Below are 12,749 nucleotides of genomic sequence, written 5' to 3'. Positions count from 1 at the left end.
CATGACCGTTTCCGAAAACCGGCACGCACTTTTCGGGGTCATGCTTTCCCGCCGGTCTGCCCTGCCATCTCCTGCAGCGCCAGCACCGAGCGCCAGTTGCGCGCGGTGCCCGGCACCTTCAGAGCGCGCGGAATGAGGTTGGCGAAGACTGACTTGCCGAGCCCGTCCGGCGCGCTGAGGTAAAGTACGTCTCCCTTGACTTCGAAGCGTTCGGGGCCCGTGCATTTTTCAGCCAGCCGCGCCACCTCTTCGACGGTCGGCTCACGCTCCAGCGCATAAGCGTGGAGCTTGGTGTGGTCGGCGGCCGCTTCCGGATAGGGATTTTCGCTCACCAGCCGTTCCAACCAGGAGACATCCCGCACCATGATCCGGGAACGAAAACCCCATTTCTTCTCGAAGGCCGCTTCAATCTGTCTGGTCAGCGCGGCGGCGTCGCCTTTGCCGGCTCGGAACACGACGTTGCCGCTCTGCACATAGGTGGCGACGGCGGAAAAGCCGAGATCCTCGAAGAACGAGCGCAGCTCCGCCATCTTGACGATGCGGTTGCCGCCGACATTGATGCCGGAAAACAGGGCGATGAAGACCTTCGCGCTCATATGATGAAGCCTGCCAATGTCTCGTTGTCGGTGATGTCCTGATACTGGACGCCCTCCGCCTCGAAATTTGCCTTCAGCAGGTCGAAATTGCGGCGGTCCTTGGTTTCGATGCCGATCAGCACCGAGCCGAAATTGCGCGCCGACTTCTTCAGATACTCGAAGCGGGCGATGTCGTCGTCCGGTCCCAGCATTTCGAGGAAGTCGCGCAGCGCGCCCGGCCGCTGCGGGAAGCGGATGATGAAGTATTTCTTCAGGCCTTCGAAGCGCAGGGCCCGTTCCTTGACATCCGGCAGCCGCTCGAAATCGAAATTGCCGCCCGAAACCACGGCGACAATGGTCTTGCCGCGGATCTCCTTCCTGGAAAAATCCTTCAACGCGTCGATGGCCAATGCGCCGGCGGGCTCAAGCACGACGCCTTCGACATTGAGCATCTCGATCATGGTCGCGCAGAGCCGGTTTTCCGGGATCAGCCGCACCGTGTCGGCCGCGAATTCCTTGAGATACCGCAAGGGTTCACGGCCGATCTCGGCCACCGCCGCGCCGTCGACGAAGTTGTCGACCTTGGCGAGCTTCAGCCGTTTTCCCGCCTCGAGGCTGTCATGCAGGCTCGGTGCGCCGGCCGGCTCGCAAAAGACGAAACGGGCCTCCCGGCCCTGGTCGGCGAAATAATGCGTCACGCCGGCGGCGAGCCCGCCACCGCCGACCGGCAGCATGATGATGTCGGGCATGCGCGCGCCAGGCATCTGGCCCGCGATCTCATAGGCGACCGTTGCCTGGCCCTCGATAATGTCCTTGTGGTCGAAAGGCGGCACCATGCGGGCGCCTGAGCTTTCGGTGAATTCGAAGGCGGCGCGATAGCAGTCGTCGAAAAAGTCGCCGACCAGCCTGATCTCGACGAAATCGCCGCCAAACAGCCTGGTTTTGTCAATCTTTTGCTGCGGCGTCGTCACCGGCATGAACACCACGCCCTTTTTGCCGAAATGGCGGCAGACGAAGGCAAACCCCTGGGCATGGTTGCCGGCCGACGCGCAGACGAACAGTTCGGCCTGGTTACCGGCGGCAAGCGCCTTGCGGAAGAAGTTGAAGGCGCCACGGATCTTGTAGGAGCGCACCGGGCTCAGATCCTCGCGCTTCAGCAGCACCCGAGCGCCGATCTTCTTCGACAGGTAGTCGTTTTCCTGCAGCGGCGTTTCCGGAAAGATCTGGCGGATCGCGGCGGCCGCGACGGCGACGCGGGAGGAAAAACTGCTCATTGGAAAGCCACCTTGTGCCGCATGTTTCGTACAGACCTGCCATCGATCCGGCCGAACAGCTTCTGTCTGTCGCGGCCGATCCTGCCTATTGCATATCCGGCCCCGCAACGCCATTGTCCGGCCCTTCATGCCAATGCGCAAAGGGCATTCGCAGAATCCTTGCAAGCACTTGGGGGCGTTTGTTCATGCCTGTCGCATCGGTTGGTCTGAAATCCATGTCGCTGCCCGAATTCGGCGAACCGACGGTGATGCCGTTGGTTGCACGAAACACCTATGGAGCGCGCATCGAAGCGCTGATTGCGCGCGGCGCCAAGTCCGGTTTCGATGCCTTCGCGATCTATGGCGACCGCGAACACGCAGCCAATGTTGCCTATCTCTCAGGCTACGATCCGCGTTTCGAGGAGACATTGCTGGTCATCGTTCCCGGCAGCCAGCCAAGGCTTCTCGTTGGCAATGAGGGCTGGGGCTATGCCGAAATCTGCGATGGGCCCTACGAGCGCGTGCTCTACCAGACCTTCTCGCTGCCGGCGCAGCCGCGCGACCGCTCGGATGCGCTGCCTGACATCCTTGCCGGCTGCGGCCTGAAGCCCGGCCACAGGATCGGCGCCATCGGCTGGAAGCCTTTTGGCGCCGGCGATGCCGGTTTCGATGAGACGACGCTCGACCTGCCCTCCTTCGTTGCCGATACGCTGCGCACGCTTGTCGGCAACAAGGGCGCAGTTGTGAATGCCGCCAATCTGCTGATGAACCCGACCGACGGCCTGCGCGCCCTCAACGAGGCCGATCAGTTGGCCAGCTTTGAATTTGCCGCGACCTTCACCTCGCAAGGGCTGCGCAATGTCCTGCAAGGCATCGAGCCCGGCATGACCGAACTGCAGGCGGCGCGGCTGATGGGCATGAACGGCCTGCCGCATGGTTGCCATCCCATGTTGTCGGCGGGAAAGCGCGCCGCCTATGGCTTGCCCAGCCCCCGCCTCGACATCATCCGGCGTGGTGATCCGATCACCATGGCCTATGGCATCCAGGGCGCGCTCAACGCCCGCGCCGGTTTTTTGGCCGAGGATGCGTCAGAGTTGCCACCCGCCGTCCGCGACTACGTCGAAAAGCTCGTCGCGCCCTATTTCGCCGCGGTTGTCGACTGGTACGAGGCGATCGGTATCGGCACGACCGGTGGCGCTCTGTGGAAAGCGGTGGATGATCGCATCGGCGACCCGTTCTTTGGCGTATCCCTCAATCCCGGCCATCTCGTCCATATCGACGAGTGGATGCATTCGCCGGTGTTTTCCGGCTCAGACATCAAGTTGCGATCCGGCATGGCGTTGCAGGTCGACATCATCCCGGCAACCGGCAGCGACTATTTCACCACCAACATCGAGGATGGCATCGCACTCGCCGACGAGGCACTGCGCGAGGAGATCGCAGCGCGCTATCCCGAAACCTGGAGCCGTATTGAAGCGCGCCGCGCCTTCATGGCGGATGTGCTTGGCATCCGCCTCAGGCCGGAGGTGCTGCCCTTCTCAAACATTCCGGCATTCCTTCCGCCATTTTGGCTTTCGCGCAACAGTGCGATGGCTGTAACCAGCCGCTGACCACATTTCGACTGGACACGACTTAGTTCTGCCGCACTCTCCCTGTCCGGGAGGTGCAGCGGGGGTAGATGGGCCTTTTGGCCGGAGTGGAAATTTCAGACGTGCCTTTGAAGAAGATAGTTACTGTTTGTCTCGCCTTGCTCGTCGCCGGCTGCGCCGGCCCGCAGACGCAGGAATTGCTTGGCAGCGCCATCGTCGCCGCGCCGGTGACGGAAATCGCCGGCAACCACTCGATCTTCATCGCCACGACACGCAAGAAGTCTGACGATCCCAACAAGGTTTTCGACGGCGAGCGCTCGGCGACGCTGAATTATGCGCGCGTCAACGTCACCGTTCCGGGCATCCACACGACCGGTCGGATCGAACGGCGCTCCCGCGGCAAGTCGGATGATCCGGCCAAATATTTCATGGCTTCCGAGGTTGTCGGCTACGACACGCAGCCGAAATTCTCCAGCGCGCTCAACGCCGATATCGCGGCGCGCGGCGGCCGCGTCATGGTCTTCGTGCACGGCTACAACACCGGCTTCGACGATGCGGTCTACCGTCTCACCCAGATCGTCCACGATTCCGGCTATCCCGGCACGCCGGTGCTGTTTTCCTGGGCATCGGGCGCCAAGACCACCGACTATGTCTATGACAAGGAAAGTGCCAGCGCCGCCCGCGACCAGCTCGAAGTGACTTTGCGCATGCTGGAGCAGTCCGGCGCGCGTCGGATCGACATTGTCGCGCATTCGATGGGAACCTGGGTGACCATGGAAACCCTGCGCCAGATGGCCATCAGCGGCGACCGTGACCTTGGCGGCAAGCTCGGCGACGTGGTGCTCGCGTCGCCGGACATCGATGTCGACGTGTTCAAGAGCCAGATGCGCCGCTATGGCAAGCCCGACAAGCCCTTCATCCTGCTGTTGTCCGACGACGACCGCGCGCTGAGGCTTTCCGGCCTGATCGCCGGTTCACGGCCACGCGTTGGCGATTACAAGGATGCCGCCGATCTTGCCTCCTACGGCGTGACGGTGGTCGATCTCTCCAAGGTCAAGGGCAGCGACAGCTTCAATCATACGAAATTCGCCGACAATCCGGCCTTGGTGAAGATGATCGGCCAGCGACTGCGCGAAGATGACGGCTTTGCCAGCGACAGGGACGTGACCGACCGCATCAGCCTGCTCGGGCAGTAAATGCAGCGCCGCGAATTTCGCCGTGCCTGTTCACCATTCACGAGGTGTCAGGCCACTTTGAACTGGACCGCGCCGGTCTCTGGCTCTATCGGAATAGCGGTGACGTCATGCTTTTGACGTCCCCCTCTACGGGAGCCGGCGCTTGAGCTTGCGCTTGAACAGTTTCGTCGTGGCGTTGGCGCTCGCCCTTGCCGGCTGTGCTGGCCAGAACACGCATGATCTGCTCAACAAGACGACCGTCTCGGCGCCAGCCTCCGACATCGCGGCCACGCACGAGATTTTCGTCGCCACCACCCGCCAGCAGGCGACCAAGGATCCGCGGCAGGTGTTTGACGGCGATCGCTCATTGACCACCAGCTACGCCCGTGTCGACGTCACCGTGCCGAAAGTCCACCAGGTCGGTGCCATCGAGCGGGCCAAGGGCTCGGCCAACTCGAACCCGGCAAAGCAATTCACCGCCACCAATGTAGTCCACTACGACGATGCTCCGCAATTTGCCAAGGCGGTCGGCGCCGACATTGCCATGCGCGGCGATCGGGCACTGGTGTTCGTGCACGGCTTCAACAATGGCTTCGACGACGGCATCTACCGGCTGACGCAGATCGCTCACGACACGAAATATCCCGGCACGCCGGTGCTGTTCTCTTGGGCTTCGAGCGCCAAGACGACGGGCTATATCTACGACAAGGACAGCGCCAACGCCGCGCGTGACGATCTCGAGGCGACGCTCAGAGTGCTCGCCAAGACGCGGGTCAAGAGCATCGACATCATCGCCCATTCAATGGGAACCTGGTTGACGATGGAGGCTCTGCGCCAGCTCGCCATCACCGGCGACCGCGATCTCGGCGGCAAGCTCGGCTATGTCGTCCTGGCTTCGCCCGACATCGATGTCGACGTATTCAAAAAGCAGATGATGCGATACGGCAAGCCGGACAAGCCGTTTGCCGTGCTGCTTTCAAGCGATGACCGGGCGCTCAAATTGTCGTCACTTATCTCCGGCGACAAGCCGCGTGTCGGTGACTATGGCAATGCCGCCGATCTCGCCAGCTACGGCGTGTCCGTGGTCGACCTGACCAAGATCAAGGGCGGCGACGGTGGCCTCAACCATGCGAAATTCGCCGACAATCCGATCCTAGTGCAGTTGCTCGGCGACCGCCTGCGGACCCCCGCCGGCCTGGCCTCGGACGAACCCGATCCGGCGCAGCTCAACAATCTCGGCCAGGGCCTCGGCAAGGCCGTTGGTTCGGTCGCCGAGGTCGTCATCACCACGCCGTTCAAGGTGCTGACCATCGTCACCGGCGGGTGAGCGAGTCACCCGCGTCAGGATTCGCCTAGACGAACAGGTCGACCTTCTGGAAAGTCGTCACGTCGATCAGCCCGACGTCTGAAATCCTCAGCTCCGGAATGACCACCAGGGCCAGCAGCGAGTGCTGCATGTAGGCGTTGTTCAGGGAACAACCCATCTTGCGCATCGCCTCGGTCAGTTTCTCGGCCTTGGCGGCGACGATCTCGGCGCGCTCGTCCGACATCAGGCCCGCGATCGGCATTTCCACCAGTGCCAATTCCTTGCCCTTGGAGAACAGCACGACGCCGCCGCCGACTTGGCCCAGTCGATTGACCGCCAGCGCCATGTCCTGCTTGTTGGTGCCGACGCAGATGATGTGGTGGGCGTCATGCGCAACGCTCGAGGCCATGGCGCAATCGCCCATATAGCCGAAGCCGGAGACGAAAGCGTTGGTGACACCGCCCGTGCCCCGGTGCCGCTCGACCAGCGCGATCTGGCAGACGTCGTTGCGGCGGTCCATGGCGACCAGACCGTCCTCGACCGGCAGATCGGCCTCCAGAGCCCGCGTCGGTGCCTGGTTCTCGATAACGCCGATGACGCGCACCCGCACCTCGTTGGCGCCCTTGGGAGCCGTGATGTCGAAATCGCCAGCCCTGAGCTTCTTGCCCAACTTGACGGTGTTCTTCGCCGTCTTCGGGTAATCATAGGCCGGAATGTCGATGTCGAGCTTGCCGCCCTTGGCCAGCCTGACGCCGCGCGCATAAACCTCATCGATGGTCATTGCGGCGAGGTCGGAGACAATCAGCAGGTCGGCCAACCGTCCCGGCGCGATCGAACCGATTTCGCGTTCCAGCCTGAAATGCTGGGCAGTGTTGATCGTCGCCATCTGGATCGCCGTCACCGGCTTCAGCCCCTGTTGGATGGCGTGGCGCACCACCCGGTCCATGTGGCCTTCATGCACCAGCGTGCCGGAATGGCTGTCGTCGGTGCACAGGATGAAGTTGCGCGGATCGATGCCGCTTTCGGTCACCGCCTTGATCTGCGAGGCGACGTCGTACCAGGCCGAACCCAGCCGCAGCATCGCCTTCATGCCCTGGCGGACGCGGGCGATGGCATCCTCGGCGCGCGTGCCTTCGTGATCATCCTCGGGTCCGCCGGCGACATAGCCGTGGAACGGCAAGCCAAGGTCGCGCGAGGCATAGTGGCCGCCAACCGTCTTGCCCGCACGAACCGTCGCGGCGATCTCGCCGGACATGACAGGATCATTGGCGGCGACGCCTGGAAAATTCATCACTTCGCCGAGCCCGATGATGTTTTCCCAGGTCATGGCCTCGGCAACATCGGCGACCGTCAGCTCGGCGCCGGCATGTTCCAGCCCCGGTGCCGACGGAACGCAGGACGGCATCTGCACATGCACGTTGATGGGCATCGCCACCGCCTCGTCATGCATCAGCCGCACGCCCGGCAAGCCCAGCACATTGGCGATCTCGTGCGGATCGATGAACATCGAGGTGGTGCCGTGCGGGATGACGGCACGGCAGAACTCGGTCACCGTCACCATGCCGCTCTCGACATGCATGTGCGCGTCGCAGAGGCCAGGCACCAGATAGCGCCCGCCGGCATCGACCACCTTGGTGCCCTGGCCGATAGCGTGGCTGGCATTCGGCCCGCAATAGGCGAAGCGGCCGCCGGCAATGGCGATGTCGGTGCCGGCAATGATCTCGCCGGAGTGAACGTTTACCCAGCGGCCGTTGCGGATAACGAGATCGGCGGGCTTGCGGCCCATGGCGACGTCGACCAGATGCGTCGCCATCTCGGTCCAGGGCTTGGGTTTCGTCGCATGCGCCGCCGGCTTCTTTGCCATGAAGGGACTCCTGTTTGCGCGACTGTGCCAAGCCTGCCTGGTTTTGACCAGCGCCAAACAGCGGACAGACCCGTCCAGCCTCCACAATGGCTGTTCAGCCTTTACCTCGACCGTGACTTTCGCACCGCCCGCCGAAATCCGTTCCGCCAGGCGCTGGAGTTCGCCCGGGGCGAAGCTGCCGCTGAGCATCACCTCGCCGCCGAGGATGGGTTCGACCAGGCGCGTCGACGCCCCACGGCACCGTCGACGCTGAGGTCGACCACCTTCCCGACATTCGCCCTGGTGAAGTCGGCGAACGCCTTCGCGCTGTCCGGTGTCATCTTCAGGTTGAGCGCCCTCTGTCCCGACGCTTGATCGGATACGACCGCTGCCGTGGCGATGGCGAGCGCCAATGGCTCGGCCACAGCGAGGCTCGGGCAATGCCTAGCTGTTCTCGGCTGGCAGGCCGTGCTTCTGCAAGCGACACACGGCCGCATCCAGAAACAGGATTCCGTTTTGTCGTAAATCGGTCTAGCCTGGCCGCCAAGATTTCTTCCGACTCTTCATCCGGGGAGTTCGAATGTATCGCCTTGTCGTCGCAAGTGCCGGTCTTCTTGCCGTCCTGTCGATGCCGGCTTTCGCGGCCGACCCGACGGTCGATGTGCCGATGACCGCGCCCGGCTTCGACTGGACCGGATATTATGCCGGCCTGCAGGCGGGCTACGGCTGGGGCCGGTCGGACATCTCAGGAACGGAAGGAGAGCCATTTTCCGTCTCGCCCGACATAAATGGCGGTTTTGTCGGCGGGCACGTCGCCGGGCTATGGCAGTTCGACCAGGCGGTGATCGGCGCCGAGGCCGACCTCAACTATTCCTCGGTCAACGGCACGGCGGAAGCGGAACCCGGAAACAATTTCGGCACCGACATCAAATGGTTCGGATCGGTCAACGCCAAGGCCGGATATGCGATGGATCGTGTGCTGGTCTACGGCATAGGCGGCATTGCCTTCGCCGGGATCGAAACCTCGCAATCGGCAGGCTCCGCCTTCTCCGAGACACGCCCGAATGTCGGCTGGACCCTAGGCGCCGGCGTCGACTACGCGCTGACCGACAAGTTCGTCGTCGGCGCCCAGTATCGCTATTACGATTTCGGCTCCGAGCACTATGACGGGTCCAGCGACTTCGTCGGCCGCGACCAGGATACGAAGCTGAACACCGTGGGCATCAATCTCAGCTACAAGTTCTGAGCCTCGCCGGCATCGATCGGCGAGCGACAGCTGTGACGTGATCAGCAAAGTCGATGAGGGGCGGCCGGCGCCCCCAGTGGGCGGGGGAATGGGTTGGGCCTGGTAGACGCCGGCCTCGGCGGATCAAGTCCGCCTTGCAAACACCCTACGCATTGCGAGCGCCGCGCTAAATTCCGCGATCACACCAGTATCACTGCGCCCACTCCTCTGGGGTGTGTGTTCAGGATGGCCAAGAACACGACTTGACGGCCTGTGTCTGGCATCTGAAAAGGGCTGATCTGCGGACGTGGCGGAATTGGTAGACGCAAGGGACTTAAAATCCCTCGATCTCTGATCGTGCGGGTTCGATCCCCGCCGTCCGCACCAGCCTTCGCTCTTCGAGCTTCGGGTGGCAGGCCACCCAAAGCTCGGCTCCGTCAAACTGCCCGCACGGGCTAGTCGCCGCATATGCCGCGTGAGCTGCTGATCCGATAAGTCATCCTCGAAGTGATTTCAAAAGGGGGCGCCGGATTTTCAGCGCCGGATCGCAGGCGGCATGTCTTTTATGGCCAACGACGTCGCTACAGTCGCATCAGCCGGCAATTCCATCGCCATTATGCCCGCGGTTGGGCGGTACGGTGCCGAAGCAGCGGTTCTCACGCCGCCTTTCGAGCGGGCCAGCAGCCGCCTGCGCATTCGCAAAGCTATTCGGAACGGGTAATGACAATAACCATAGATAGAAACGCCAGCTGGCGCGACATCGCACGCGTGAGCGAAGGCGAATCCCTGGCGCTTAGCCAGGCAGCGTGGGAGAGGATCGCTTTTGCGAACCAGATCGTAGCGGCCATCGTCGAAAAAGGGATCCGCGCCTACGGCGTCAATACCGGGGTCGGCGCCTTGGCAAGCAAGATCGTGGCGCCTGCCCTGCAAAAGAAATTGTCGCGCAATATCATTCGCAGTCACGCCTGCGGCGTCGGCGACCTCGTGCCGAGACGCGGCGTGCGCGCCATCATTGCTGCTCAAGTGGCAAATTTCGCGCATGGCCATTCGGGCGTTGGCCCTACGATCGTTCGCAATCTGCTCACCTTTATCGAGCGCGACTGCGTTCCCGACGTGCCGTCCCGGGGATCGGCAGGGTATTTGACGCACAACGCGCATGTAGCACTGGTCCTGATCGGCGAAGGCAGTGCAACCGTGGCAGGCCGCTCTATGAGCGGGCTCGCGGCCCTGGCTGAAATGGGTCTGGAACCATTGGAGCTTGGCGCCAAGGAGGGCTTGAGCCTCGTCAACGGAACCGCATGCGCAACCGGCCTGATAAGCATCGCCGTGCTGCGCGCGGAGCGTTTGTTGGGATGGGCTGACGCGGCGGCTGCTTTAACTCTTGAAGCCGCAGGCGCGCAAATGCCGGCTTTTGGCGAGGCAATCCTGGCGATGAGGCCCTCACCCGGCATTCAGGACGTGGGCAAATCGCTGCGTGGCTGGCTTCATGGCAGCGAACTTATCGCGCTGGCTCATGGCAGTCGCACGCAGGACGCACTCAGTCTTCGCGCCGTGCCGCATGTTCATGGCGCCGCCCGGGAGGTGCTGGACCGGTCCGCCGAGCTTGTCGACCGCGAACTGGCAGCCGTCACCGACAATCCCGCAGTATTCGGGTCTCCGAACGATCCTCAGGTCGTTTCAGAGGCGCATGCGGTAGCGCCCGCTCTCGGGCAGGCCGCTGACGGCCTGACCATCGCCTTGGCTCAGGTGGCTGGAATGAGCGAGCGTCGCATCGATCGTCTCGTCAATCCGCTTGTCAACAATTTGCCGGCCTTCCTTGCCGATGAGGACGGAGCCAATTCCGGCTTCATGATCGCGCAATACACGGCCACATCGCTCAGCAACGTCAACCGGCGTCTGGCCGCCCCGGCGGCGACCGACGGCGGCGTCACATCCGGCCTGCAAGAGGATTTTCTGGCTCATCCAACCGTCGCAGCCAACAAGCTGCTGGCAGTTATCGACAACGCCGAATACATTCTGGCGATCGAGCTCATGGCGGCCGCGCAGGCCCATGATTTTCTGGCCGTGCGCGGTGCGCGTGCGCCTGGTACCGACACCATCTATCGAATGGTCCGGGACAATATCGCGCACTATTCCGACGATCGGCCTCTGTCCCGGGACATGGAAGCCTTGCGCAACTTCATCCGCGAAATGGACGTGCCGGCCTGTCCGCGGCACAGTTCGTAAGGCAAATGCTCGGCCAGCTTCGAGAGGCTGGGCCTTCATCGGGTTCAGCTTCAGATGCTGGATTTGGCATCGACGATGCAGTCGTCGGCTATGCCGGCCGGCTCGTCGAGCGGCATTGTCCAGGACCTCGATGTCCTCGCCCTCTTCCGGGGCAACCGTATCGAGAACGGCCATCCGCATTCGTTTTTTAGCAAAGGCGAAACAAAGGATGCATTTCCGCGTTGAGGGTCGTCAAAACGCGGGAGATCAAATGGATCCGGCAACTGCGGCAGTGATGGTTTTGCTCCAGTGCAGCCCGGTTGAGGGTTCTGTCTGCAAACCCGTCGATATGGCGCCGACCATGTATGCGTCGCTCGACTTATGCATGGCTTCGCTGAAGGACAGGCTGGCAAGCGCTCCGAACGGCGAGACCGTTGGCCGGTGTCGCCTCGTCGATGCGACCGTTACAGATGGCTTGCCGGTCGGCTATACAAGGGTTTTTGTGACTCGTGGGCGGGGCGACGACGCCATCACCAGCAGCTACGTCGTACAGCGCCAGCGTTAGCCGCCTCGTTCCCGCTGCCCCACGGTGGCGTTCTCCCCTGTTTGCTAGATGCGCGTAGCGCCACTCTCTCGGCCGCCAGAATGTGGCACCGGTGGTGGCTGATCGGCGCTTCGCTCATGGTCTGGCCCAGAACCTACCTCGATGATTCCGACCAGCGCGCGAACAAACTCAACCATATCGTTCGCCGTGATGGCTGCCCTGTCGGGATCTTGCCCAATGTGCTCGGCGGCCGCGCAACATGCTAGGCGGATGTGATCGTAGTGGGAATCCCTTTCATCCTCCGGCAACATCGCCAGTTTCATGGCCCGGCGATAAATCAGCCGCAGCAATTGTTCGAGAGCGGCTCCGACACTCATGCGTTTTACTCCGCATTTGGTCTAGCGTTCCGGCGCTCAGGGCGCATGTCGGAACGTCGATGGGCGGTATTTCCGCCCCTGTGCCCAAAGGTTGCGTTATAGCCATTAATATATCGTATATTGCTAATATACGATGCCCGAAGCGTTTTTGGTATCGACGATGTCGTAACGACCCAGCCTGACGCCGACGGCGTGAGGCGAAGCCTAGCCAGGACGGCGCGGACCGAGCGACCCTGTACCAGCTGGTTCATCGAAAGCGATTGCTTCGCCCAACTTGGTCAGCATTCGCTCGACTTTCTCGGCCGCGGCATCGGTGCGCTTGATATCCTGGATAATTCGCTGTGTCAGAAGCGCGAACCTGGCGGCGCGATACACCTCACCGCCTCTCGCGGTTTCGTGGTGAAATGCCGCCATCATCATGGGGAACCATCAAAAATTATTGGCGGATCAATCTTTGTCAGGCGCTCCCTGGCCTCGACCAGTTGCCGCTGCGCGGTCCTGATCCGGCTGCAAAGCGCGATATTGATCCCGACGCCGCAGTCCTCGTCCAGCATTTCTTCCGCGCGTTCCAGAGCGAGTTCCGCTCGGTTGACGCGCTGTCTGGCCTTGTCCAGTTCCATATTGAAAAGCTCAACCATTGTTCCGCTTCCGTTGCGG

The 12,749-nt window shown here is 62.4% G+C and carries 14 protein-coding genes and 1 tRNA gene; 8 read left to right on the top strand and 7 right to left on the bottom strand.

The window, feature by feature from the left end:
* Positions 1-38: 38 nt before the first annotated feature.
* Both ACVILI_RS18060 and ilvA read right to left on the bottom strand, forming a co-directional pair.
* Positions 39-596, bottom strand: coding sequence for a DUF1697 domain-containing protein (locus ACVILI_RS18060; RefSeq protein ID WP_038646544.1), 558 nt, complete (start codon positions 594-596; stop codon positions 39-41).
* The gene (ilvA, locus tag ACVILI_RS18055) at positions 593-1,849 is read right to left on the bottom strand and encodes a threonine ammonia-lyase IlvA (protein ID WP_038646542.1); all 1,257 of its coding nucleotides are present in this window, start codon (positions 1,847-1,849) and stop codon (positions 593-595) included. Before ilvA ends, ACVILI_RS18060 begins: the two co-directional genes overlap by 4 nt.
* A 185-nt stretch (positions 1,850-2,034) precedes the next feature.
* Here ilvA and ACVILI_RS18050 point away from each other — a divergent pair, with 185 nt between their 5' ends.
* The 3 genes from ACVILI_RS18050 to ACVILI_RS18040 all read left to right on the top strand — a co-directional run bounded on the left by ACVILI_RS18050 (position 2,035) and on the right by ACVILI_RS18040 (position 5,919).
* Complete coding sequence (locus ACVILI_RS18050; RefSeq protein ID WP_038652579.1) at positions 2,035-3,438, top strand: aminopeptidase P family N-terminal domain-containing protein; 1,404 nt, start codon at positions 2,035-2,037, stop codon at positions 3,436-3,438.
* 68 nt (positions 3,439-3,506) lie between these two features.
* On the top strand, positions 3,507-4,613 hold the full coding sequence (locus ACVILI_RS18045) for an alpha/beta hydrolase (RefSeq protein WP_038646540.1): 1,107 nt from the start codon (positions 3,507-3,509) through the stop codon (positions 4,611-4,613).
* A 142-nt stretch (positions 4,614-4,755) separates the two neighbouring features.
* Complete coding sequence (locus ACVILI_RS18040) at positions 4,756-5,919, top strand: alpha/beta hydrolase (RefSeq protein ID WP_038646538.1); 1,164 nt, start codon at positions 4,756-4,758, stop codon at positions 5,917-5,919.
* 25 nt (positions 5,920-5,944) lie between these two features.
* Here ACVILI_RS18040 and ade read toward each other — a convergent pair whose 3' ends face one another.
* Both ade and ACVILI_RS18030 read right to left on the bottom strand, forming a co-directional pair.
* Positions 5,945-7,762, bottom strand: a complete 1,818-nt coding sequence (ade, locus tag ACVILI_RS18035; RefSeq protein ID WP_038652576.1) for an adenine deaminase — start codon at positions 7,760-7,762, stop codon at positions 5,945-5,947.
* 188 nt (positions 7,763-7,950) lie between these two features.
* Positions 7,951-8,166, bottom strand: coding sequence for a hypothetical protein (locus ACVILI_RS18030; protein WP_457102558.1), 216 nt, complete (start codon positions 8,164-8,166; stop codon positions 7,951-7,953).
* Positions 8,167-8,321: 155 nt separating this feature from the next.
* On the opposite strand from ACVILI_RS18030, the gene ACVILI_RS18025 reads away from it, so the two are divergent.
* The 5 genes from ACVILI_RS18025 (at position 8,322) to ACVILI_RS18005 (ending at position 11,736) form a co-directional block, all read left to right on the top strand.
* Positions 8,322-8,987: an outer membrane protein gene (locus ACVILI_RS18025; protein ID WP_019857863.1), complete on the top strand. Its 666-nt coding sequence runs from the start codon at positions 8,322-8,324 to the stop codon at positions 8,985-8,987.
* A gap of 280 nt (positions 8,988-9,267) precedes the next feature.
* Positions 9,268-9,353 (top strand) — tRNA-Leu (locus ACVILI_RS18020).
* Positions 9,354-9,686: 333 nt separating this feature from the next.
* On the top strand, positions 9,687-11,192 hold the full coding sequence (locus tag ACVILI_RS18015; RefSeq protein ID WP_038646536.1) for an HAL/PAL/TAL family ammonia-lyase: 1,506 nt from the start codon (positions 9,687-9,689) through the stop codon (positions 11,190-11,192).
* Between the two features lie 54 nt (positions 11,193-11,246).
* The gene (locus ACVILI_RS18010; protein WP_155772693.1) at positions 11,247-11,417 is read left to right on the top strand and encodes a hypothetical protein; all 171 of its coding nucleotides are present in this window, start codon (positions 11,247-11,249) and stop codon (positions 11,415-11,417) included.
* Between the two features lie 25 nt (positions 11,418-11,442).
* The gene (locus ACVILI_RS18005) at positions 11,443-11,736 is read left to right on the top strand and encodes a hypothetical protein (RefSeq protein ID WP_032920551.1); all 294 of its coding nucleotides are present in this window, start codon (positions 11,443-11,445) and stop codon (positions 11,734-11,736) included.
* Positions 11,737-11,780: 44 nt separating this feature from the next.
* On the opposite strand, the gene ACVILI_RS18000 is transcribed toward ACVILI_RS18005, so the two are convergent.
* From ACVILI_RS18000 to ACVILI_RS17990, 3 genes are all read right to left on the bottom strand, one after another.
* Positions 11,781-12,092: a hypothetical protein gene (locus ACVILI_RS18000; protein WP_147377476.1), complete on the bottom strand. Its 312-nt coding sequence runs from the start codon at positions 12,090-12,092 to the stop codon at positions 11,781-11,783.
* Between the two features lie 204 nt (positions 12,093-12,296).
* Positions 12,297-12,512, bottom strand: a complete 216-nt coding sequence (locus ACVILI_RS17995) for a hypothetical protein (protein WP_038646534.1) — start codon at positions 12,510-12,512, stop codon at positions 12,297-12,299.
* A complete protein-coding gene (locus ACVILI_RS17990; RefSeq protein ID WP_038646532.1) occupies positions 12,509-12,730 on the bottom strand; it encodes a hypothetical protein in 222 nt (73 codons plus the stop codon). Before ACVILI_RS17990 ends, ACVILI_RS17995 begins: the two co-directional genes overlap by 4 nt.
* Between the last annotated feature and the right edge of the window lie 19 nt (positions 12,731-12,749).

This window comes from Mesorhizobium sp. USDA 4775 (assembly GCF_054062655.1).
Note: the sequence above shows the minus strand (reverse complement) of the source record. Positions and strands in the feature narration are given on the sequence as shown.